The organism is Paenibacillus sp. J31R120 (genome assembly GCF_056269225.1).
Genome location: NZ_JBWDNN010000004.1, coordinates 1 through 23,575 on the forward strand (window position 1 = coordinate 1; position 23,575 = coordinate 23,575).

The 23,575-nt window shown below is 49.4% G+C and carries 16 protein-coding genes; 13 read left to right on the forward strand and 3 right to left on the reverse strand.

What is annotated here, in order from left to right; translation table 11 throughout:
- Nucleotides 1-2,478: immunoglobulin-like domain-containing protein (locus tag AC0YNW_RS15565; protein ID WP_475832707.1), on the forward strand; the 2,478-nt coding region annotated here is incomplete at its 5' end.
- Between the two features lie 113 nt (nt 2,479-2,591).
- On the opposite strand, the gene AC0YNW_RS15570 is transcribed toward AC0YNW_RS15565, so the two are convergent.
- Nucleotides 2,592-3,521 (reverse strand): ketopantoate reductase family protein, encoded by a 930-nt coding sequence (locus AC0YNW_RS15570; RefSeq protein ID WP_475832708.1) that lies wholly within the window; start codon nt 3,519-3,521, stop codon nt 2,592-2,594.
- 156 nt (nt 3,522-3,677) lie between these two features.
- On the opposite strand from AC0YNW_RS15570, the gene AC0YNW_RS15575 reads away from it, so the two are divergent.
- The 9 genes from AC0YNW_RS15575 (at nt 3,678) to AC0YNW_RS15615 (ending at nt 16,282) form a co-directional block, all read left to right on the forward strand.
- A complete protein-coding gene (locus AC0YNW_RS15575; protein WP_387470636.1) occupies nt 3,678-4,247 on the forward strand; it encodes a TetR/AcrR family transcriptional regulator in 570 nt (189 codons plus the stop codon).
- Between the two features lie 203 nt (nt 4,248-4,450).
- The gene (locus AC0YNW_RS15580) at nt 4,451-5,323 is read left to right on the forward strand and encodes an AraC family transcriptional regulator (RefSeq protein ID WP_475832709.1); all 873 of its coding nucleotides are present in this window, start codon (nt 4,451-4,453) and stop codon (nt 5,321-5,323) included.
- Between the two features lie 74 nt (nt 5,324-5,397).
- A complete protein-coding gene (locus AC0YNW_RS15585) occupies nt 5,398-7,191 on the forward strand; it encodes a sensor histidine kinase (protein ID WP_475832710.1) in 1,794 nt (597 codons plus the stop codon).
- 3 nt (nt 7,192-7,194) lie between these two features.
- Nucleotides 7,195-8,838 carry a response regulator gene (locus tag AC0YNW_RS15590; RefSeq protein ID WP_475832711.1) on the forward strand — a complete coding sequence of 548 codons (1,644 nt, stop codon included), beginning with the start codon at nt 7,195-7,197 and terminating at the stop codon, nt 8,836-8,838.
- A gap of 124 nt (nt 8,839-8,962) precedes the next feature.
- Complete coding sequence (locus tag AC0YNW_RS15595) at nt 8,963-10,549, forward strand: extracellular solute-binding protein (RefSeq protein ID WP_475832712.1); 1,587 nt, start codon at nt 8,963-8,965, stop codon at nt 10,547-10,549.
- Between the two features lie 33 nt (nt 10,550-10,582).
- Nucleotides 10,583-11,539 carry an ABC transporter permease gene (locus AC0YNW_RS15600; RefSeq protein WP_387470647.1) on the forward strand — a complete coding sequence of 319 codons (957 nt, stop codon included), beginning with the start codon at nt 10,583-10,585 and terminating at the stop codon, nt 11,537-11,539.
- Nucleotides 11,540-11,554: 15 nt separating this feature from the next.
- Nucleotides 11,555-12,451 (forward strand): carbohydrate ABC transporter permease, encoded by an 897-nt coding sequence (locus AC0YNW_RS15605; protein ID WP_475832713.1) that lies wholly within the window; start codon nt 11,555-11,557, stop codon nt 12,449-12,451.
- Between the two features lie 38 nt (nt 12,452-12,489).
- Nucleotides 12,490-14,511 (forward strand): alpha-L-arabinofuranosidase C-terminal domain-containing protein, encoded by a 2,022-nt coding sequence (locus tag AC0YNW_RS15610; protein ID WP_475832714.1) that lies wholly within the window; start codon nt 12,490-12,492, stop codon nt 14,509-14,511.
- A gap of 10 nt (nt 14,512-14,521) precedes the next feature.
- Nucleotides 14,522-16,282 carry a glycoside hydrolase family 2 protein gene (locus tag AC0YNW_RS15615; protein ID WP_475832715.1) on the forward strand — a complete coding sequence of 587 codons (1,761 nt, stop codon included), beginning with the start codon at nt 14,522-14,524 and terminating at the stop codon, nt 16,280-16,282.
- Between the two features lie 58 nt (nt 16,283-16,340).
- Here the strand turns inward: AC0YNW_RS15615 and AC0YNW_RS15620 are convergent, their stop codons facing one another.
- On the reverse strand, nt 16,341-17,186 hold the full coding sequence (locus AC0YNW_RS15620; RefSeq protein ID WP_475832716.1) for a helix-turn-helix transcriptional regulator: 846 nt from the start codon (nt 17,184-17,186) through the stop codon (nt 16,341-16,343).
- 148 nt (nt 17,187-17,334) lie between these two features.
- Nucleotides 17,335-18,870 carry a sulfatase family protein gene (locus AC0YNW_RS15625; protein WP_475832717.1) on the reverse strand — a complete coding sequence of 512 codons (1,536 nt, stop codon included), beginning with the start codon at nt 18,868-18,870 and terminating at the stop codon, nt 17,335-17,337.
- A gap of 262 nt (nt 18,871-19,132) precedes the next feature.
- On the opposite strand from AC0YNW_RS15625, the gene AC0YNW_RS15630 reads away from it, so the two are divergent.
- The 3 genes from AC0YNW_RS15630 to ilvB all read left to right on the forward strand — a co-directional run bounded on the left by AC0YNW_RS15630 (nt 19,133) and on the right by ilvB (nt 23,568).
- Nucleotides 19,133-19,717, forward strand: coding sequence for a TetR/AcrR family transcriptional regulator (locus AC0YNW_RS15630; protein ID WP_387470660.1), 585 nt, complete (start codon nt 19,133-19,135; stop codon nt 19,715-19,717).
- A 179-nt stretch (nt 19,718-19,896) separates the two neighbouring features.
- Nucleotides 19,897-20,724 carry a polyamine aminopropyltransferase gene (gene speE / locus AC0YNW_RS15635; RefSeq protein ID WP_475832718.1) on the forward strand — a complete coding sequence of 276 codons (828 nt, stop codon included), beginning with the start codon at nt 19,897-19,899 and terminating at the stop codon, nt 20,722-20,724.
- A 1,119-nt stretch (nt 20,725-21,843) separates the two neighbouring features.
- On the forward strand, nt 21,844-23,568 hold the full coding sequence (gene ilvB / locus AC0YNW_RS15640; RefSeq protein ID WP_475832719.1) for a biosynthetic-type acetolactate synthase large subunit: 1,725 nt from the start codon (nt 21,844-21,846) through the stop codon (nt 23,566-23,568).
- The last annotated feature ends 7 nt before the right edge of the window (nt 23,569-23,575 follow it).

A 23,575-nucleotide genomic window follows, 5' to 3' on the forward strand; every position in this document is an offset into this window, starting at 1 on the left:
AATACCGATGCCGAAGCTGTAGCCCAAGCTAAAGCGGCTTTGGAGCTTAACTATGGCAATGGCGACAATGATGAAAGTGTGACCCAAAACTTGACTCTGCCGGTGGCGGGAACAAGCGACACCACGATCAACTGGTCATCCAGCGATCCCATCGTCATTGCGAATAACGGGACCGTTAGCCGTCCATCTGCAACAGCAGGGGATAAAACGGTAACGCTCACGGCAACGATTACGAAGGGCAGTGAAACGGAAACGAAGACGTTCACCGTTACGGTGAAAGCACAGCCGGAGTCCAATACCGATGCCGAAGCTGTAGCCCAAGCTAAAGCGGCTTTGGAGCTTAACTATGGCAATGGCGACAATGATGAAAGTGTGACCCAAAACTTGACTCTGCCGGTGGCGGGAGCAAGTGGCACCATGATCAGCTGGTCATCCAGCGATTCGACTATCATAGCAAATGACGGCACCGTTAGCCGTCCATCTGCAGCAGCAGGGGACAAAACGGTAACGCTCACCGCAACGATTACGAAAGGCAGCGAAACGGAAACGAAGACGTTCACCGTTACGGTGAAGGCACAGCCGGAATTCAATACCGATGCCGAAGCTGTAGCCCAAGCTAAAGCTTCCTTGGAACTTAGCTTTAAGGGCGGAGACAACATGGAGAGTGTGACTCAGAACCTGAGCTTGCCTGCAACGGGAGCAAGCGGCACCACGATTAGCTGGTCGTCCAGCGATTCGACTGTCATTGCAAATGACGGAACTGTCAGCCGTCCATCTGCAGCAGCAGGGGACAAAACGGTAACGCTCACGGCAACGATTACGAAGGGCAGCGAGACCGAAACGAAAACGTTCACCGTTACGGTGAAAGCACAGCCGGAATCCGAAACCGATGCCGAAGCTGTAGCCCAAGCTAAAGCGGCCTTGGAACTCAGCTTTAAGGGTGGAGACAGCACGGAGAGTGTGACCCAAAACTTGAATCTACCTGAAACGGGAGCAAGTGGCACCACAATCAGCTGGTCGTCCAGCGATCCTGCTGTCATTGCGAATGACGGAACCGTCAGCCGTCCATCTGCAGCAGCAGGGAACAAAACGGTAACGCTCACGGCAACGATTACGAAGGGCAGCGAAACCGAAACGAAGACATTCAGCGTTAAGGTGAAAGCAAAACCAGCGCCTCCAAGAAATGACGATGAGGAATCAGCACCTGAATCCGGCAACTCGGGCAGTGAAGATGTCATTATATTGGTGAACGGCAAGCAGGAAAAAGCAGGAACAGCCATAACTGGCAAGCGTAACGACCAAACCGTCCTCACGATTACGATTGACCAGAAGAAGCTGGCAGACAAGCTGGCAGCGGAAGGCCAGGGGGCAATCATTACTATTCCGGTCAATACGAAGTTTGACGTGGTCGTTGGCGAATTGAATGGCCAAATGGTCAAAAATATGGAAAACCATAAAGCCATTTTGGAAATCAAAACGGATCAAGCGACTTATAGGCTTCCTGCGCAACAGGTGAATATTAATGCAATATCCGAACTTATCGGGAAGTCGGTCGCTCTAGAAGACATCAAAATACAAGTCGAAATCGCCGCGCCAGCAAGCGCTACGGTGAAAGTCGTGAATAATTCGGCAGAAAAAGGAACATTTACGCTTGTCGTTCCGCCAGTTGAGTTCACAGTCAGAGCGACATATGGAGAAACGACAATCAACGTATCGAAATTCGACATCTATGTGGAGCGTACCATCGCGATTCCGGATGGTGTCGATCCGAACAAGATTACGACAGGCGTAGTGATCGATCCCGACGGTACGGTACGTCATGTACCGACCAAGATCTCGATGATCGACGGCAAATATTACGCAATCATTAACAGCCTGACCAATAGCACGTATGCCGTCGTGTGGCATCCGGTTGAATTTAAGGATTCGGCTAACCATTGGGCAAAAGATGCCCTTAACGACATGGGCTCGCGGATGATCATTGAAGGTACCGGAGACGGTCTGTTCAGCCCTGACCGAGACATCACTCGTGCAGAATTTGCTGCTATTCTCGTACGTGCATTGGGACTCAAGCTGGAAAATGGCGCAACTCCGTTCGCGGATGTGAGGGAATCGGATTGGTACAGCAGCGCAATCTATACGGCTTATACGTATCAATTGATTAGCGGTGTTGCGGATGACACGTTCCGCCCGAATGACAAGATTACGCGGGAACAGGTGATGGTGATACTCGCTAGAGCGATGGAGATTACCGGACTACAAGCCAAGCTGCCTGTGCAGTCGGCAGACGCAACACTTCGTTCGTTCGGAGATGCAGCCGACGTATCTGGATGGGCGCAAAGCAGCGTTATCGAAAGCTTGCAGTCCGGCATTGTATCCGGAAGAAGCACAACCCAGCTTGCGCCGAAGGAATACATGACGAGGGCTGAAGTTGCAACGGTCATTCAAAGACTTTTGCAAAAATCGGATCTGATTTAACAAGAGAGCATCCAGTAAAGAAAAGAAGATGCGAATCCACAGGTAGATTAGAAAGAACCTTCATTATCACTTACAAAGTGATTTTGAAGGTTTTTTTGCATGATTCATCGGATTTACTTCCACTTGGACATCGTCAGCTTCTCCATTGCGTCCCAATGGGGAGTAGCGATATTGGTTTGGTTTTTCAGTTTTCGGAATGAATCGAACAAAGCGGCGATTTCGCTGAAAGAACCATCTACCAACTTCATAAACGGCAATTTGTGAATGATCATTAGACCATAGTAGAAGAAACGTCTATGCTTTCGAACAAGGTCAACTTGGCTGGTGGGTGTAATCGTATAATTCAACTTTTCCAACAATCGGAACCCGTCGTCGATCACATCTATGGCTTGTTTTAAAAGTTTTTTGTCCTTTGATGCTTGATTTAAGTCGCCGTCGTAAAGAAAACTAATCGAGTTTAAAGCGACGATCATCACGAAATGGCTTTTAAGCCAGGCATCGATATCCTCATGATAAGCTAATTTATATTTAACTCTTCTAAACGCTTCCTCAAGGATAGGCTTAATGGAGATTTCGCCGTCCAGGCTGCCTAATACCATTTGACCGCCTCCACGGATACAGATGATGCGTCCGCTCTCCTCTCGAAGACCAGCACTAATCTGAAAGCCGAAGATGACATTTTTCTTCACTTTACTCTTTTCCTTAATGACATTCTGCATCCCCAAGGCATCTGCATTATTACCCACCAGAACGATATTGGAAGACTGATTGTCAGCGAGAATAGACAGAACAGATGGGAAATCATTGTATTTCATTACGACAAAAATAAGGTCATAGAGATCATCGGATGCAAGCTCGCGAATAACGTTTACTTTATCGACGGTGTTGCGACGCTGAAAGTAATGGCGAATGACAAGTCCGTCAGTCTCTAGTTGCTCTGCTCTCTTGCCTCTCGCCAGCACAGTAACCTCATTGCCGCCGCGCGCCAGTACATGAGCAAGATAGCTGCCTAGAACGCCCGCCCCGTAAACCAATATTCTCATCGTCAATCTCCTTTTTCAACATATGTTGTTTTTTGATCATTCATTGAATAAAATAAGAATAGCAGTCCCCTTAGGCAAGCAGCAATCGCTAGATACACCAGTTTTGTTGGTTTTTCAACAGACTGAAATGGATTGTTTAATAAAGGAGAGCACTCTGTGGACAGAAGAGTTAAAAAGAACCAAACCGCCATCATGAATGCCTTCATGCATTTGATAACCGAGAAAGAATTCGGGAAAATAACGATTAACGAAATTGCGGAGCGTGCTGATGTCAATCGAGGCACTGTGTATTCGCATTACTCGGACAAATATGATCTATTGGACAAATGCATAGAGAATCAACTGATTCATTTGATGGAAAGCTGCTATTCTCCGGATGCGACTGGACCGTTCCCATCGAAGATGCCTTTGCTCCGTACGATTAAAGAAATCGAAAAAAATGCTCGGGTGTATAAGACTTTGTTAAGCATTAAAGACGTTCCTTCCTTCCGGGTTCATCTGAGCAGAATGATTAACCAACAGATCATGGAACATATGAACGAAAATCATTTGAACTTGGATGAACTGGACAAATCAATATTCGTACAATTCATGAGTTCGGCGATCGTTGGAGTGATCGAATGGTGGTTCAGCCAATCGATGCCTTGTTCTGCGGAAGAATTGACAGAACGGTTATGGTCTCTTCTAGAGATGAATCGGAGTATCCTCGTGGATGCGAAATCATGATATGGATTATTCATAAATACGACCTGCTGGCAAGCCAGCAGGTCGTATTTATATTTAGGCCAAAATATTAGCATTATGTTAGGTTTACTAGACAGGACACACTTGATCGATTTATGATAAAACTTATAAGAAAGCGCTTTATATTGGATGAATAGAGGATTCATAATTATCATTTTGTTAGCATTAGCGGGAGGGAACAAGAGATGGGAGTGGGCTCTATGATGCAGGAATATGATTACGAGTTTGCTAATTTCATTTACTATACGCCAGGGGATCTGGATAAGGAAGGACGGATATGGCCGGTACGGGCGGGCTGCAGCATGGCCAAGCCGAACTACAAAGTGGGACCCAAAAGGATCGAGTGCTACAGTCTTCACTTCGTGCAGGAGGGGAGGGTTGGGCTGGAGTACGAAGGCAATCAGGTTGAATTGCAGAAGGATGACCTATTTTGTTTGTTCCCGGGACGAACCTATAGCTACGACATGCTCCCTTCAGGAAAGCCGCTTCAAATGAGCTGGTTGGCGGTGGATGGCGAGAGAGCACTGACGCTGCTGGAGCTCGCGGGGTTAACGCATGAGAAGCCTTTTCGGAAAAAAGCGGTCAATTCAGGCATCCGAATGTCGGCGGATCGAGTCATCCATACGCTGGCAAGCGCTAAGCGGTGGTCTCCGGCAGGGGCATTGGAGCTGCAAAGCCTTGTTTACGCACTATTCGCTGAGTTGATAACGGAGACGGCACCTGCACCTGAGGCTGAGCTTGCCGGTTGGATTCATGAATGCATGAACTATATGGAGCTGCACGCATCGGAGGGAATATCCGTCCAGCAGGTAGCAGATTTCGCAGGTGTACACCGTTCCTATTTTACCCATGTGTTCACGAGCCAGGCGGGCTTGCCCCCAATGAAGTACATACAGAAGATCCGTATGGAGAAGGCAAGGCAGCTGCTGATCGACACGGACGCGACGGTTACGGAAATCGCCTTATCACTTGGTTATCCGAACCTGTATACGTTCACTAGAGCCTTCAAAATTTATTTTAAAGATTCTCCTCTAGCTCTGCGGAAGATGATCCATTAACCGAGAATAGGCACTTTATAGCTACGTCGATTGCAAGTCAGCATGTTCTATGAACCTAAAGGAGATTTCCCGATATGAAGCTGTCCAATCTTAGGCGATGGATATCGCCCAGTCTTAGCATCCAGGGAAAAATATTTATCGCATTTAGTCTGGTCGCCCTGCTTTCCATTTTCTCTACGATCGGCATTGTCTATGTGAACATGCGTGAGAACATAAAGGATAACGCGGTTACCTCGGTGTCGGATAGTATTCGCCAAGCGGATGAATCCCTCAATATGATGCTGGAAGAGATCGACCGGCTGAACACCGTGGTGGTGACCAACAAAAATACGGTGATTGATACAATTCTCAGCCCGTCGGAAGAGATCAGTTATGAATGGTTTTTGGAACAGAAGCGGATCGATGAATTTCTATCGGTGCTCATTGATTATAAGCCCTATATTTCGCGGATTGCCGTTGTCGGTCTGAACGGAAAGGTGTTTTTCACCGGAGGCCCTTGGCTGGACCGGACGATCATCGGGACGCCGATGATGGATTTTATGCTGGAGAATGGATCGCGCCATGCTTATTTGAAGCAGACGGGTGTATCGGATGCCATTACCGTAGGCCGTGAGATCCGTTTTGACCAGGAGACCATCGGCGTTGTCATGGTGGATTTGAACTATGATTTTATCAAAAAAACGTACGGTGTGAAGCCGACCGCCGATAGCATGCTGTATGTGCTCGATAAGGAAGGCGGATTTGTCTATCAGTCCGAATCGGCGCCGTCCTTCGCTCCTTCCATCGAGAAGATCATAAGCATCAGACAGGAGTTTTCAGGGCCCGGCGATGCAGCGGAGATGAGTATCGACGGAAAATCCTATACCGTCGTTAGCCGTTCATCTGAGTATACGGGCTGGACGACGCTGGCGCTTATCCCGATGGATTCGCTGCTCAGCGAATCCGCGAAGCTACGCAAGCTGATGGCAGAAGTGTCAGTCATTGTACTGATCGTCGTGTTAATTGGCTCACTGAAAGTGTCATCACGCATCACTATTAATATCCGTCGTCTGAAGTCAATGATGATGCTGGTCAAGGATGGTAATTTGACTTTCCCCATGAAGGAGATCAAAACGAAGGACGAGATAGGACAACTGTACCAAGTCTTTATCAGCATGGTGGAGGAACTGAATCGACTGATGAAGGGGATCCGAATCAGTGAGAAGGAGAAGCGGGAGGCTGAGTTGACCGCACTTCAGGCACAGATACGTCCGCATTTTCTATACAACTCCCTTAATACCATCAAGTACTTGGCCAAGATGAACGGGGTGCCTAATATCGAGGAGGTATCCGGCTCGTTAATCGAGCTGATGCGCGGTGTTCTAGGCCATTCCAACGAATATGTTACGGTTCGTGAGGAGCTGGACTACGTGCGCAGCTATATCTCCATCGTGAAATATAAATACATGCAGCCGATTCCAGTGCATGAGGAGATTGAGGAAGATCTGCTGGAATGCCAGGTGCCTAAGCTGATGCTGCAGCCTATTGTGGAGAATGCCATCATTCATGGAATCGGCCCTCTGGAGGAAGGGGGGCTGGTCATGATTCGCGTCTATACAGAGAATCACGATCTTAAGATCGAAGTGACGGATAACGGCAAAGGCATGACTCGGGAGCAAATGGACTTGCTGCTGGGCGGCCCATTCAAAGGCGAGACACCTTCACGCTTCAGCGGCATGGGAGTGCGCAATGTACATGAACGAATCGTCCGTCAGTATGGAGAGCCGTACGGGGTGAGCCTGTATAGCGAGCTGACGTTGTATACGAAGGTCGTTATTACTTTTCCCGATCTGCGGGAGGAGGGAAAATCTGCTCAAGAGGTGATATAAGTCATGTATCAAGTGCTATTGGTAGACGATGAGCCGTTGGCCCGCAGCGATGTATGGACGTTAGTGGATTTCCGAAAGCACGGCTTTGAAATATGCGGCGAAGCCCATAACGGACTTATGGCTCTGGCGATGATCGAGCAGTCTCCGCCGCATATCGCCATTATTGATGTGAATATGCCCGAGATGAACGGTGTGGAGCTTAATCGGACGATTAAGGAACGATATCCAGCCATCAAGACAATCATGCTTAGCAGCTTCGACGACTATGATTATGTGCGCGATTGCCTGAATAACGGCTCCATCGATTATTTGTTGAAGCATCGGCTTGACGGCGCAACGCTTATTGGCCTGTTGAACAAAGCGGCATTGGAGCTACGCCAGGATGATCAAATCCTTGAGGATTTGAGCGCCCAGAAGGCTATAGCAGAACGAATGAATCCCGTGCTCATCCGCGGGTTTATAGCCGACCTGGTGAGGGGGAAGCCGGGATCCCTCCAGGAACTCGAAGCCTTTGCGAGCAAGAATGGCTTATATTCTGGGACGATCCGCTACGCTGCAGCGTCTCTTCAGATTGTCCCATTCCTGCTGCTGACGCAATCTTACAGTGACATGCAGACGAATCGGCTCGTCCAGCAGGCTATAGAGACCATGCAGCAGAGCTTAGGCGATGTGCAAGAACGCACGGTCGCTTACCTGGAGAATGGACGCCTGGTTGTTGTATTTGCATTCAAGGAACGCAGCGAGCATGTCGCTGTAAGTGAGGCCGGCCGAATGATGAGCAAGCTCAGCCATGCTCTGGAGCTGTTTCTGAATTTGAAGTGCGTCTATGCCGTCGGGCATGTATGCCACAGTCTGTCTCAGCTTGAAGCGAGCTACGTCTCCGCTGAGCGGAAGCTGGACTCTTATCCTGCTGCTGAGCCGACGGGACAAGCAACAGAATGGGGGAGCAGCGCACATGCTCAGCGCGTGTCATTAACGATTGAGGAGCAGAAGCAGCTGCTGCTCTCTATCGAGATACTTGATCAGGAAGGCATGCATCGGCTGATTGCAGCTGTATTCGATTCCATTCGAGAGCAACCGGTTCATTCCCATGCGGTGCAGATGATCATCAGCGAGCTGCTGCATATCGGCGATAAAGCTTGGAAGAAAGGGATGTCCCAGGCCGACTCTGCTGCGATGGATAGTCTGCCTGCTCGCAATGAGCTGGGCAGGTTAGGCAGCGTCGCAGAGATGGAGCAGTGGCTGCAAGACTATTATGCCGGGCTGCTGAAGCTGCTTAAGGAGAAGTATGCGGCCGGATCGTACTCCAGGCATGTGTCGCAAGCGATCGTATTTATTTTGGAAAGGTATTCGGGCCTCGTTACGCTGGAGCTGGCGGCAGGCGCAATCGGTCTGAATCCATCGTACTTAAGCAGGATATTCAAAGAAGAGACGCAGTCGACATTCTCGGAATATGTGAATCGGGTTCGAATCGATGCGGCTCGCAAGCTGCTGGGCAGCGGTCAATACACGATTAAGCAAATTAGCAATCTGGCGGGCTTTGCTACCTATAACTATTTCTTCAAAGTGTTCAAGGAAATCACCGGTGTGACGCCTCAGGCCTACTTGAACGGATTGGGAGGCGGGAGAGCGTCAGCGAAGTCGTAAAATATGTGGAGTAAATAGTCATATATTTATAACTTTGCTGCGAAACGCGTGAACTATAATGAGTGAACACCGGAAGTAAACGTTTTCAAATCACGGTGAATCGTACATTGGAGGTCACAGATATATGCGTAGACATTGGGGAAGAAGCGCGCTAACCATGCTGATCATTTCCGGTCTGATACTGGCCGGCTGCAGCAACGGCGGAGACTCAAAGAAAGAGACCAATAATCCGTCGTCTTCAACTGAAAGCGCTGTTAAAGCGGAAGGTTTCCCGATCGTAGATCAACCGATCAAGCTTAAGATGTTCACAAGAATTGCGCCTGCTAACGGAGCGTTCAAAGATATGCCAGTGTTCCAAGACTATGAGAAATTAAGCAATATTCAAGTTGAATTCACCGAAGCACCTACAGACGGCTTCGCGGAGAAAAAGAATCTATTGTTCGCGTCCAATGAGCTTCCGGATGCTTTGTTCCGTTCGGAACTTAATCCGCTTGAGACGATTCGCTACGGGACAGCCGGCCAGCTGATTCCTCTGGAGGATTTGATTGAGGAGTATGCACCTAATTTGAAAGCTTTGATGGAGCAATATCCAGAGATCCGCTCGGCCATTACGACTCCGGAAGGACACATTTACTCGATCCCCGGCATCGTAACGACAGGCTCGGCGCGTACGGACAAACGCTGGATCAACAAAGCGTGGCTGGAGAAGCTGAACCTGGAAGAGCCCAAAACGACAGAAGAGCTCTATCATGTGCTCGTCGCTTTCCGGGATGGGGATCCGAACGGCAACGGCAAAGCGGACGAAATTCCGATGACCGCACGTAATGCTGCTGCTGGGATCATTATCGTCAATATGATGGCCGGATCGTTTGGCCTGGATTTGCAGCTCGGCTATAACATCAACATCGAAGATGACAAGGTCAATATTTGGAGCGGCGATGAGAAGCATAAAGAGCTGTTGATGTACTTGAACAGGCTGTATAAGGAAAAGCTGCTGGACCCGGAAATTTTCTCGCATACGGAAGCGCAATATCTGGCGAAGCAAGGATCGGGCAATACGGGTCTATTCTTCGACCAGACGAACAACAATTTCCTGCCAATCATGGATCAATATGTGGGCATCGCTCCTCAAGCCGGCCCGAATGGCGACCAGATGCAAAGCGCGGTAGCACCGGTGCCACGCGACTTCGGAGCCTTCGCCATTACATCCGTGAACAAACATCCGGAAGCGACGATGCGCTGGATCGACTATTTCTACAGTGACGAAGGCTCTACGCTGCTGCGTTTCGGCAGAGAGGGCGAGCATTACGAGATGAAGGACGGCGTTCCGTATTACTTTGATGATTTTGTGGCCATTACAGGCGCACAAGGCAAGATGACCCCGTATGCAGGAGGCGGCGCGCCTCACTTGATCAGCGACCAGGTAGCGTCTTTCATTAATCCGCCGCAAGTTCAAGAGGCGTTCAAGAAGCTGGAGCCGTACATGCCGGAGATCCGCTACGCGAATCCGATGTTCGATGAAGAGACCGCTCAGAAGGTTAACATTCTGCGCAACGACATCGACAAGTATGTCAATGAGCAAAGCACGAAGTTTATCGTCGGCGCGCTCGGCTTCGATAAGTGGGAGGAATTCCAGTCTACTTTGAACAAAATGAAGCTCGATGAACTGGAAGGGATCTATCAAACAGCTTATGACAAGATGGCGAAATAATATCGACACCGCATTAGTAAGGAGTGAGTGCCCATGAAGAGCGTACAAGATGATGCAGCCGCTCTATCCCCTATCCAGCCGAGGCGGGGATCCGGCCTATTCCGAAATATAGCCAAACGGTATGACCTGTACCTCATGCTGCTTCTGCCGATAGCCTGGTACTTAATCTTTCACTACGGTCCACTGTACGGGCTGCAAATCGCATTCAAAAATTTCAATCCGGCCAAGGGCATCATGGGAAGCCCATGGGAAGGGTTCGGGCATTTCGTACGGTTCTTCGATTCGTATTATTTCTGGAGGCTGTTATGGAACACGGTGTCCATCAACTTGTTCTCGCTGCTTATCGCATTCCCCATTCCGATTATGCTGGCTCTGCTTGTTAACGAAATCCGAAGCAAGACCTATAGCAAATGGCTGCAAAATATTACGTATATCCCGCATTTCATTTCGGTTGTCGTAATCGTAGGCATATTGAACGTGTTCCTGTCGCCGACAGGACCGATCAATATGCTGATCGAGGCATTCGGCGGTTCATCCGTCCGATTCCTGGAGTCGGCCGGCTGGTTCAAGACAATCTTCATCGGCTCGAACATATGGCAAAACATGGGGTGGCAATCGATTATCTACATTGCAGCGCTCAGCGGGGTGAATCCGCAGCTTTACGAAGCGGCCAAGATGGACGGAGCGTCGAGGCTGAGACGCATATGGCATGTCTCGCTTCCGGGCATAGCTCCGGTCATCGTCATCCTGCTCATTCTGGATATCGGCCATTTCATGAATGTCGGCTTTGAGAAAATTTTGCTCATGCAAAATAACTTGAACCTGGAATCAAGTGACGTCATCTCCACGTTTGTCTATACGACAGGCATCTTGAAGGGTGAATACAGTTACACCGCAGCTATTGGACTGTTCAACTCGGTCATTAATCTCATCTTGCTGCTGATGGTGAACCGGTTCGCGCGCAAGACGTCGGAGACGAGCTTATGGTAAAGGAGGATTACAGTCATGTCGAAGCAACAGGCCATAAGCAAACCGTCGGATGAGAGGGTATTCGACTTCATCGTGTATGTGATTGCTACAGTCATCATGATTATTGTGCTGTATCCGTTGATCTTTATTGTCAGCGCTTCGTTCAGCGATCCGGCCAAGGTGCTGAGCGGAGAAGTATGGCTTCTGCCAAAGGGAGTGACTTTGGAAGCGTATAAGAGCATTTTGCACAACGATAAAATTTGGACGGGATACCGCAATACGATCGTTTATACCGTGGTTGGTACGATCATCAACATCATCATGACCATACTGGCGGCCTATCCGTTGTCCAGACCAGACCTTCCCGGGCGGAACGCCATTATGATCTTGATTACGCTCACGATGTTTCTCGGCGGCGGATTGATTCCAACCTATTTGCTGGTTAAGGATCTAGGGATGGTCAATACCATGTGGGCGCTGATCGTTCCCGGGGCAATCGCCACGTACAATCTGATCGTCATGAGGACGTACTTCCAATCAAGCATTCCATGGGAGCTGCAGGAGGCGGCTCACATGGACGGCTGCTCCAACTGGAGACTTCTGTTTAGCATTATATTGCCTCTATCCAAACCGATATTGGCGGTTATGGTTCTGTTTTATGCGGTTGGCCATTGGAATTCATTCTTCCCTGCGCTGATCTATCTCCGCGACGAGGCTCTGCATCCGCTTCAGCTTGTGCTGCGTGAAATTCTCTTGATCAGCAACTCGTCAGCCGTTGAGGGCGGCAGTGTCGGACTGGAGAAGCAGATTCTGCTTGCGGAGAGTATTAAGTTCGCGGTCATTATCGTGTCTACTTTGCCGGTATTGATCATGTATCCATTCGTGCAGCGGCATTTCGTCAAGGGCGTTATGATCGGATCGATTAAAGGTTAAATCCGCAACCATTAAGACAAATCAGCTGGAGGTTTATTTTGAATACAAACGCAAAGATCAGGATCGACTGCAGCCAAGCAAGCGAGCATACGGTCAACCCATACTTGTTCGGCCATTTTGTAGAGGACATTCGGGATCATATGGAAGCGATGCTTGCGTTCCCGCTTAAGGATATGGATTTCGAAAGCGAAGCCGAGACGAGGAAAGAGATATCCGGAAGCTGGTATGCCTATACGAACGGACGGAACACGAAGTACGCGCTGGAGGCATCTGCCCCGAAGCATTCGGGGCGCGCGCAGCGCATCCGTATTCTGAGCGATGACGAAGCTTATGCCGGTATCGCGCAGAAGGCAGCGCTCATGGGACCTGCGGAATACGCGGTCAAGCTTGTGGCCCGTGCCTCCATCGAGCTGAAGGCGATCATCGTCGAAGCGGTGGACCGGCGCTCGGAGGAGCTTCTGGGAAGAGTCCAGTTTGAGCTGGGCAGCCACAACTGGCGCGAGTATGAGGCGCGGCTATCCATTACCCGCGAGTGTGTCGACGCCGAAATCCGCGTATACGTTCCGGCTGATCAGCCGAGGTGGGCCGATCATGTGTCCACCGGCATGCTGTGGCTCGACCATGTCTCTTTATTGCCTGTCGACAGCGTCGCTATGGTGAAGCGCGAAGTCATCGACATGACGAGGGATCTGAACGCGGGGATGATGAGGCTTGCCGGCAATTACATCAGCGCCTATCACTGGGAGCATGGCGTAGGTCCAACCCTCGAGAGACCGGTCATGTACAACGAAGCTTGGGGCGGATGGACGAGCAAATACTTCGGTACAGATGAATTTATTCAGTTCTGCCGCGAGCTTCAAGTGGAGCCCCTTATCTGTGTCAATGACGGATCGGGAACGCCCCAGGAAGCTGCCGATTGGATCGAATACTGCAACGGCGGCGTCGATACTCCTATGGGAGCGCTGCGTGCGGCGAACGGGAATCCTGAGCCGTACAATGTCCGCTATTGGGAGATTGGCAACGAGGTGTGGGGACAGTGGCAGGTAGGCACTTGTACTGCAGATCAATTCGCCAGACGTGCGGTTTCCTTCGCTGAAGCCATGAAGGCGGCTGATCCCTCTATCGTGCTCTTGGCCTGCGGCCATTTCGAGCAGGAGTGGAATAAGACCGTCCTCGATATAGCGGGCGAGCATTTCGATTATCTTACCTTGCACTTGTATCACGGTTACGGTCTCTTCGGCATGAATCGAAATACGCCGGAGGAGGATCGGTATAAGGCAATTGCTTCTTATCCCGAATTTACCCGTCATCATATCCAGCAGACAGCCGAGCATATTCTGGCGGACGCGAAGCATAGCCATGTGAAGCTGGCCATTACCGAATACAACACGATGTATGATCCCAACACGTCACGGAAAGGTCTCCCGAATGAGCATACATTGGGCGCGGCTGTCGCTAATGCTGCCAACTTGAACGAAATGATACGCAGCAGCGACCTGGTTCACATCGGCAGCTTCTCCGATCTGGTGAATGGCTGGCTTGGCGGATGCATCCGCGTAGGTGATTATTATGCCGACCAATATTGCGGCAAGGAGCCCGGCTGGAGCGGGTTGCCGCTTACCGTATACGGAACGCCAACGTATGAAGTCATGAAGCTTTACGCGAATCGGGATGTTCGGCATATTCTGCCCGTCGCAGCTGAGTGCGGTAAGTTTGCCGTCCCGTCGCTCAAGGAGACGCCTATGAAGCTGGACGCGCTGCCTGATCTTGATATTGTGGCTGGCACGAACGACGACCGAAGCTCCGTCACCGTATTTATCGTGAACCGCAGCTTGAACGAGGTGAAGGCGGCGCTTGATCTGGAAGCGTTCGAAGCTTCGGAAGAGACGATTCTATATGAAATTACGGGAGAATCCTACGACGATATTAATTCCGTGTTCGAGCCAGAACGGGTTTTATGTGAGGAAAAAGTCGTCCCTGCTAAGCAATGGAAGCTCGGCTACCCACTGCGTCCTGCTTCCGTGTATGTACTGGAAATAAAGGCAAAGCATCATAAATAGGAGGTACAGCATGACAACTAAGGCATATATCAAAGACTATCCGAGACCTCAATTCGTACGCGATCATTGGCTCTCCTTGAACGGCGAATGGAGCTTCCGCTTCGATGACCAACGCGTAGGAGAGAAAGAAAAGTGGCAGGAGAAATTCGAAGAGACACATAAAATCAACGTGCCCTTTACGTATGAGACCAAAGCAAGCGGAATCGGAATCGAAGAGTTCCACTCGCAAGTCTGGTACAACAAAGCCGTTCATATCCCGAAGGAAGCTGAAGGGAAGCGGGTGATCCTTCATTTTCAAGCGGTGGATTATGATGCCAAGGTATGGGTGAACGGAGCATTGGCAGGCGGGCACCAGGGCGGCTATGCGGCCTTCTCCATTGATATCACCCCGTATCTCGTGGTCGGGGCGGAGAATCAAATCACGGTAAAGGTCAAAGACAGCAATAGCTGTTATCAGCCGCGCGGCAAGCAGCGCTGGACCGACAACAATTTCGAGTGCTTCTATGTCCAGACGACTGGAATCTGGCAGACGGTATGGATGGAATATGTCGAGGAACAACGGCTGGATGCGGTCAAGATCACACCGGATTTCGACCGTTCCATCGTCCGTTTCGATTACGAGGTGAATGGGGTAGAGGCAGCCGGCGACTTAAGGCTGGAAGCTATCGTTACGTTCAAAGATAAGCCCGTAAAGCGAGTTAGCCTGGCGATTGACCGCCCTTGTCTGACCGTTGAGGTTGATCTGCTGCATGAGGCGAACGGCCCGTGGAAGAGAAGCTTCTGGTCTCCCAATCAACCGAACCTCTATGACGTGGAATTTGTGCTGTATGCGAATGACCAAGTCGTGGACCGGGTGTTCTCTTACTTCGGCATGCGGAAGATTTCCATCAAGAATGGAGAAGTGCTGCTGAACAATGTGCCGATCTACCAGCGATTGATTCTGGATCAAGGTTATTGGACGGACAGTCACCTGACTCCGCCAAGCGAGGAAGCTCTGATCGAAGATATCGATCATATTCTGGCGATGGGGTACAACGGTGTGCGCAAGCATATGAAAATCGAAGACGCACGTTTTCTCTATTGGTGCGATGTGAAAGGTCTGCTCGTATGGTCTGAGATGGCGGCTACCTTCGAGTTTCATGACAGGGCGGTTGAGGCGTTCACGAAGGAATGGCTGGAGATCGTGAAGCAGCAATATAATCATCCAAGCATTATTACTTGGGTTCCCTTTAACGAATCATGGGGCGTTCCTCTCATTCTGCAAGATGTGCGGCAGCAGAAGCTGACCGAGGGCATCTATCATTTGACCAAATCCATTGATCCTTACCGCCCGGTTATCACGAACGACGGCTGGGAGCATACGGTGTCCGACATTCTAACGCTGCATGACTATGTCGCGTTGGGAGATGATTTTCTAAAGCGTTATGCGAGCAAGGAAGCGATTGTAACTAATGAAACGACTTGCAATCAATGGAAGTATGCGTTTGCCGAAGGATACGAATACCGGGGACAGCCGATCATCATCAGTGAATTCGGCGGAATCGCGTTCAAGTCGGACAAGGGCTGGGGCTATGGTGACCAGGTTGCATCAGAAGAGGATTTCATTAATCGATTCCGCGGTATTACCCAAGCGATTAAGGACGTTGCCTATATTAGCGGGTATTGCTATACGCAGCTTGCCGACGTCCAGCAGGAAATCAACGGGCTTCTGACGGAAGATCGCAAGCCGAAAATTCCGTTAGATACGATTAAGGCCATTAATTTAGCCTAAATATAACGTAAGAAACGGACTGTGCGAGATGCACAGTCCGTTTCTTATGCCAGTTAACTTATGACTTTCGATAAAAGCTTGGCGGCTGTCCATAGTAGCTTTTAAAGGCATGAGTGAAGGAGTACACGTCGGAATACCCGAGGGAAAGGGCGATATGAGAAATCGGAAGTGCTGTTGTATTCACTATTTTCATAGCATCCTCCATGATCAGATTCGTCAGATACCGATGCGGGCGCATGCCGACCTTCTGGTGAAAGACGTTGGAAAAATGCGAGCGGTGGATCCCGACATGATCGGCCATATCGGTTACGGTTATGCCTTCCTTATAATACAAATGAATGTAGTCTATGCTTGTAGCGACCCAATCATCGGTTCTTGAAGCGGTCTTTAGTGGCTTAGCCAATTGGACAATCTGATTCAGCACAGCGTAAAACCGTTGCGTTAAGGAGAAGTCATCCTGCTTCACAAGATGCTTCCATTCTGAGGCAAACTGAAAAAACGACTGCTCCAGCCCCTCATTGAAAAAGTTTTTAATATAGGGGTTTTTGAGCGTAAGTCCAAGACGGCTGGTGATTAGCGGCATTTGTTTGCCCTCGGCAGCTACCCAGAACATGTTGAGAGCGGGTTCTTCATGAGGTGTAATGTAATATTCATGAATGTTATTCGGGAATAAGACGAACAGATCGCCTCGCGTAAGGACGATCTCTTCCTGATTTACACGCAACGTAACCTGGCCTGCATGAACGAAGTGCAAGCTGTAATAGGCGATAAAGCGCGGTCCGATATGATAGTTTGGTTTGGCCTCATTATAGCCTATACGTATGGGGATCACGCCGTTATGCTTCTCGAGTGCATTAGGCGTGTGATATAAATGCTCCGCATATTCATGGGTAAACTCTATCATGCACACGACCTCTTCCAATGTTAAAGGTTGATGGATGTCCCTATCATTTTAACATCAGGACGGATGAATAGAATAGTAAAGCCTGCAAGCTGGCGCCATACTCTTATCGGTTCCAGCTTGCATGCTTTTCTCCTTCAGATCGGAAGAATTAAGCGTGACAAATTCTGGGCATCGGCATCGACTCTTTCCCAAGCTCAGCCCATACGTATTTGAGCAGAAGCTCTGATTTTAAAGCGGCGAAATCAGGGTTGTCCCACAAGTTATGCAGCTCGCTCGGGTCCTCTTGCAGGTCAAAAATCTCACCGTACGTTTGGTTGTAATAAACCGTAATTTTATATCGTGCATCGACGTACGTCTTCTGATGGATGGTGGTTGCTTCATGCCTGAATTCACAGATCGCATGGTCCCTTGCTTGATCCGATGTCCCGAGCCAAACCTCCTTCTGATCTACTCCTGTCATAGCATGAGGGATAGGCAGATTGGAGAAGGACAGGATGGTAGGGGCAAGATCGACAAGCGACTGGATGGCCTCGGAGGTCTTGCCGGCCGCTACATGACCCGGGTATCTCACAATGAATGGAAGCTTGATCAAATCCTCATAGTGGAAGCCGCCCTTGGCTTGCAAGCCGTGCTGTCCGAAGAAATGGCCATGGTCGGTCGTGAAGACGATCAAGGTATTGTCGGCCATACCGAGCTCGTCCAGTTTATCGAGAATGGTCCCGATATACTTATCCATCATGCTGACCATGCCGTAATACACGGCGACTAATTTCTTCCTGTCTTCCTCCGTCAGCTTGAATTTTCTGCCATATTCGTAGTAGTGATGGGAGCGGTAACCGTGGATGTCGAATCCGCTCTCCCGTAAGCCCGAGAAGTCAGGGGCTTCTTCTTGAGTCATGCGGAAATGCGGCGGATTAAGATCATGTTCACCCGGAACCAGAGAGGGAATGGTAAGCTGATCGGGATCGTACATCGTATCCCATGGCTCAGGTACCAGATATTCGGGATGAGGATCGAAAAAGCTGGACCACAAGAAAAAGCTGTCGTCATTCTGCTTATATTGCTCTAGTAAAGCATTGGTTCGTTCGGCGATCCATGTATTATAGTGGTACTTCTCAGGAATTGGCCATTTGTAAGTCTGATTGGGGTCCATGGTGCCTGTCGGCGGCAAGAAATAATCCCTCCAATTGGCACAGCCTTTATCCTCCAGCCATGCGGCATAGTGCTGCCCGACATGCGCTTCATTGGTATGATTGCGTGCTAGCTCCACATGAGAGAAGCCGTAAAAAGAGTCCTGATTCTTTCTCCAGTAATCCAGGTCTTGAAGGATAGGGTACGATTCTAGTGATGAATATTGTTCTGTTGAACGCAGGGGTTGAAAATGCGCCTTGCCGACCAACGCTGTTTGATAACCGGCTTTCTGGAAGTCTTCACCAATGGTATGGCGATCCTCAAGCAGCTTCGTTCCAAGCGTCCAAGCCCCATGCTGGCTTGGGTACATGCCGGTAATAATGGATGCCCGGCTAGGCGTACAGGTAGGGTTGGGGCAATAAGCCCGGCTGAACGTTGTCCCCTCATGAACCAGCCGGTCCAGATTGGGAGTATGGACTTCATGGTTGAATGCGCCTATCGTATTCCAATGCTGCTGGTCGCTCGTAATAAGCAAAATATTTGGTTTTTTCATAGAATCAGCTCCTTTTTGCATATCATTATAATCAATTAGGGCAAGCAAAAGGATAGCATAATGTGTTGTTTTTATTTGTCATTTTGTAAGGCTATTTCGGAAAATGTTTTGTGAAACGAGCGGCCTATCGAATCGAAAGCATCATGTAGGAAGGCTATAACCCTTGAATACTGCGGGGTGTGTTTAGTAACATGGATGAATGAGCTAGACAACAGAATGCTAGATTAAAACATTAATCTGGTTTGTAGGTGGAGGTGAAAACATGACGGCCAATAAAATTATGGAAGTCGCACTTCGTCACTTTGCGCGAAATGGATATGACGGTGCTTCTCTTGCGGATATTTCCGCTGAAGTAGGCATTAAGAAACCTTCCATTTATAATCACTTTAATGGTAAAGACGATATGTTCCTCACGGTATTTAAGGCGGCGGGTGATAGGGAGACGATCTTCATTCAGGACTATTTGGAGAAAAGTAGTTCTCATTCGCTGGAAAATAAGCTTTATAGCTTCTTAAGCGCATATAGAAATCGATATGAGCAAGAGGATGATACGAAATTCTTTTTGCGTATAGCGTTCTTTCCGCCTGCTCATTTGGAGAAGGAGGTTGTGGATTACAGCAATCTTCATCTCGATCGAACGAATGCGGTGCTCGAAACCGTATTTAAAGCTGCGGCAGAAAGCGGCCAGTTGCATCCCGAGGTTTCGATTGACCGGGCTTCTACCGCTTTTACAGCGGTATTGGACGGGTTATTTGTCGAGATGATTTACGGTGATTTGGAGCGATTCCAGAAGCGGCTGGATGCATCCTGGTTTATTTTTTGGCGAGGGATACAAAACCATACATAATGGACTGCTGGGAGCGGGGCCAGGGGAGACTAAGGTTTTCCCTGGTTTTTTGTTGTGCCGTGCCGTGCGTATCCTGTGAAAAATCAATTGAGTTCCGATTCTTTCTATGATAAACTAACGATCGTTAGTTAGTTGACAATGTAAGCTGCTTAGTATGTAGGCATATGGGAGGTAGTTATATGGAGCTTTGGTTTACCGAGCATCAGACAAAATCGTTTGGGATTACAGCTAAAGTGAAGCAATCCCTTCACACCGAGAAAACACCTTTTCAACAGCTCGATATGGTAGAAACCGAAGAGTTTGGCAATATGCTCGTGCTCGACAATATGGTGATGACGACGGAAAGAGATGAATTTGTCTATCATGAGATGATTGTTCATGTCCCTCTGTTCACTCATCCGAATCCGCAGAAGGTGCTGGTCGTTGGCGGCGGGGACGGCGGTACGATACGTGAAGTGCTGAAGCATCCGGGCGTGGTTCAAGTGGTGCAGGTAGAGATTGATGGTAAGGTCGTGGAGTATTCGAAGAAGCACCTGCCTAGTATTTCCTCCGCTTACGGGAACCCGAGAACGGAGCTGATTGTCGGTGATGGCTTCATGCATATTTTGAATAGTACGGATGAGTATGATGTAATATTGGTAGACTCGACCGAGCCAGTCGGCCCTGCTTCTAATCTATTTACGAAAGGCTTCTACGCAGGCATTGCCAAGGCTTTGAAGGAAGACGGCATCTTCGTGGCGCAAACCGACAATCCCTGGTTTAAAGCTGATCTGATTCGCAAGGCAATTCAGGATACAAGGGAGATCTTCCCTGTCACTCGTCTGTATACATGCAACATCCCAACCTACCCTAGCGGAATGTGGACCTTCACCATGGGGTCGAAGACATATGATCCATTACAGGTAGAAGCCGAGCGTTTCTTCAATATAGATACCAAATACTACACGCCTGAATTGCATAGAGCCTCTTTTGTTCTGCCTAAGTTTGTGGGGGATTTGTGTAAGTAGGGTATTGATATCGTTAAGGGAGTTAACCTCGTTAAGCAGCGGTAGTCTGGGATTTTCGTTTCCTGAGGTGCTGCTGTTTTTATTTGTGAGTAAAATTTGAAAATCTGAATATTCTGTGCTACCATGAAAAACAATAAATGTTGCGATGAAGAGAAGAAAGTGCGAAGGCGCTTATGTCCAGAGAGCAGAGGGAACGGTGGAACCTTTGCCATATTCCTTTGTATGATGTCGTCTCGGAGCATTTTGACAGAAAGTCGAATCTGACATAGATTCGGTGAGTAGACTCAAACGAAATGGCACACGTTATCGTGCCGCAGGCAAGGGAAGCCTTGCCTCATGAGGCCAGAGACCGCAAGGTTTCCGGTGAATCAGGGTGGTACCGCGAAATGTTCCCCTTTCGTCCCTTTGAGCATGCAGCTTATGGCTGTCTGCTGAGGATGAGAGGGGTTTCTTTATTTTATAAGGATAAGCGATGAAGAGAAAAAAGCATAAGGGATCTTATGTCCAGAGAGCAGAGGAAGCGGTGGAACCTTTGCCATAAACCCTTTATGCGATGTCACCCTCTGAGCTTTTTGGCAGAAAATCGGACTGACTGGTTCGATGAGTAGATCCAGACGGAATGGCACACGTTATCGTGCTGCAGGCAAGGGAAGCCTTGCCTCATGAGGCCGAAGACCGCGAGGTTTCCGGCAAACCAGGGTGGTACCGCGAAAATGTTCCCCTTTCGTCCCTTCAAGCATGCAGCTTATGGCTGTCTGCCTAGGATGAGAGGGGTTTCTTTATGGATACGGATAAAGCGATGAAGAGAAAAAGCATGAGGGCACTTATGTCCAGAGAGCAGAGGAAGCGGTGGAACCTTTGCCATAACCCTTTATGCGATGTCGTCTCCGAGCTTTTGGCGGAAAATCGGGCTGACCAGGCTCGATGAGTAGACCCAAACGGAATAGCACACGTTATCGTGCTGTAGGCAAGGGAAGCCTTGCCTCATGAGGCCAGAAACCGCGAGGTTTCCGGCAGATCAGGGTGGTACCGCGAAAATGTTCCCCTTTCGCCCCTTTCAGCATGGCAACTTATGACTGCCGGTTGAGAGGGGTTATTTTGATTGAAGGAGGAGCTTTAATGGAAAAAGAAATAATGGCGAGCATGGAACAGCAGCAGGAGGAGTGGATTACGGGATCGGAGGTTCTATTGCGTTGCTTGCTGCAAGCAGGAACCGACTGTGTATTCGGTTACCCGGGGGGCAATGTTCTGTACATCTATGACGCGATGGTGGATCGTCCGGATTTCAAGCATATTTTGACCAGGCATGAGCAAGGGGCCATTCATGCGGCGGACGGGTACGCCCGCTCGACAGGGAAGGTTGGCGTATGCATCGCGACCTCCGGGCCAGGCGCAACCAATCTGATAACCGGCATTGCGACAGCGTATATGGATTCAGTGCCGCTGGTCATTATTACAGGCAATGTCTCTACAGCTGTCATTGGCACGGATGCCTTTCAGGAAGCCGACATTATCAGCATGACGATGCCGATCACGAAGCATAATTATTTTGTTCGCGACGTTAACGATTTACCGCGCATTGTCCATGAGGCCTTCCACATTGCCAGCACGGGGAGGAAGGGACCGGTATTAATCGACATTCCGAAGGACGTGTCTAATCACAAGATGTTATACAAGCCAGCCGATGAGTTGAGCTTGCGGGGATACGGAGGGGCTCCAAGCCCGAACCGGGAGGCGATCGATCAGCTGATTCAGGCCATTGCCGAGTCGGAAAAGCCAGTTATAATCGCCGGAGGCGGTGTGGTCTACTCCGATGCGTCGAGTGAGCTGTTGGCATTTGTGAATAAAACCCGTATTCCTGTAGCCACCACATTGCTTGGATTAGGCGGGTTCCCGAGCGGGCATGACCTGTGTCTGGGCATGATGGGTCATCACGGCACCTATGCGGCGAATATGTCGGTTCAGAACGCTGATTTGATTATTTCCATCGGCTCGCGCTTTGATGATCGGGTTACGATGAAGGTAGATGGGTTTGCTCCTCATGCCAAGAGGATTGCCCATATCGATATTGATCCGGCGGAGATCGGCAAAAACGTAAATACGGATATTGCCTGTGTCGGCGATATAAAGGCGGTACTGGAATACGCGAATGCAAAAGTGAGGTCTGCGCAATCCTCGCGCTGGATAGAAGAAGTGCAGCAGATGAGGTCGGAATATCCGCTGAGGTATAAGGATTCCGAGACCGAGCTTAAGCCGCAATATGTGCTGGAGATGATTCATCAGACGACAGAAGGCAATGCGATTATTACGACAGACGTAGGCCAGCATCAAATGTGGACCGCTCAATTTTACAAGTTCAATCATCCTCGTTCGCTCGTCACTTCTGGGGGATTAGGAACCATGGGCTTCGGCTTTCCGGCTGCTATCGGCGCACAGATCGGCAATCCGGATCGGCTGGTCATCTCGATCAACGGTGACGGCGGCATGCAGATGTGCGCACAGGAGCTGGCGATTTGCGCCATTCAGAACATTCCCGTGAAGATAGTTGTTCTTAACAATGAAGTGCTGGGGATGGTAAGACAGCAACAAGAGCTCATGTACGAGAGGCGATACAGCCAGATCGAGCTGGCGGGTAGTCCGGACTTTGTGAAGCTTGCGGAAGCTTACGGGGTTAAGGGATTGAGAGCGACGAACAAGACAGAGGCGCGTCGCGCTTGGCAAGAGGCATTGGATACAGCCGGGCCGGTGTTGGTGGAGTTTGTGATTCCAAGGGAAGAGAATGTATATCCGATGGTTCTTGGCGGGACGACATTGGATCAGCTCATTATGGGGGAGTTTGAATGAACATCAA

Excerpts from the sequence above, each read along its gene's own strand:
- AC0YNW_RS15570 (WP_475832708.1), bottom strand. The coding sequence starts at position 3,521 with ATGAGAATATTGGTTTACGGGGCGGGCGTTCTAGGCAGCTATCTTGCT.
- AC0YNW_RS15580 (WP_475832709.1), top strand. The coding sequence starts at position 4,451 with ATGGGAGTGGGCTCTATGATGCAGGAATATGATTACGAGTTTGCTAAT.
- AC0YNW_RS15585 (WP_475832710.1), top strand. The coding sequence starts at position 5,398 with ATGAAGCTGTCCAATCTTAGGCGATGGATATCGCCCAGTCTTAGCATC.
- AC0YNW_RS15590 (WP_475832711.1), top strand. The coding sequence starts at position 7,195 with ATGTATCAAGTGCTATTGGTAGACGATGAGCCGTTGGCCCGCAGCGAT.
- AC0YNW_RS15595 (WP_475832712.1), top strand. The coding sequence starts at position 8,963 with ATGCGTAGACATTGGGGAAGAAGCGCGCTAACCATGCTGATCATTTCC.
- AC0YNW_RS15600 (WP_387470647.1), top strand. The coding sequence starts at position 10,583 with ATGAAGAGCGTACAAGATGATGCAGCCGCTCTATCCCCTATCCAGCCG.
- AC0YNW_RS15605 (WP_475832713.1), top strand. The coding sequence starts at position 11,555 with ATGTCGAAGCAACAGGCCATAAGCAAACCGTCGGATGAGAGGGTATTC.
- AC0YNW_RS15615 (WP_475832715.1), top strand. The coding sequence starts at position 14,522 with ATGACAACTAAGGCATATATCAAAGACTATCCGAGACCTCAATTCGTA.
- AC0YNW_RS15620 (WP_475832716.1), bottom strand. The coding sequence starts at position 17,186 with ATGATAGAGTTTACCCATGAATATGCGGAGCATTTATATCACACGCCT.
- AC0YNW_RS15625 (WP_475832717.1), bottom strand. The coding sequence starts at position 18,870 with ATGAAAAAACCAAATATTTTGCTTATTACGAGCGACCAGCAGCATTGG.
- AC0YNW_RS15630 (WP_387470660.1), top strand. The coding sequence starts at position 19,133 with ATGACGGCCAATAAAATTATGGAAGTCGCACTTCGTCACTTTGCGCGA.
- speE (WP_475832718.1), top strand. The coding sequence starts at position 19,897 with ATGGAGCTTTGGTTTACCGAGCATCAGACAAAATCGTTTGGGATTACA.
- ilvB (WP_475832719.1), top strand. The coding sequence starts at position 21,844 with ATGGAAAAAGAAATAATGGCGAGCATGGAACAGCAGCAGGAGGAGTGG.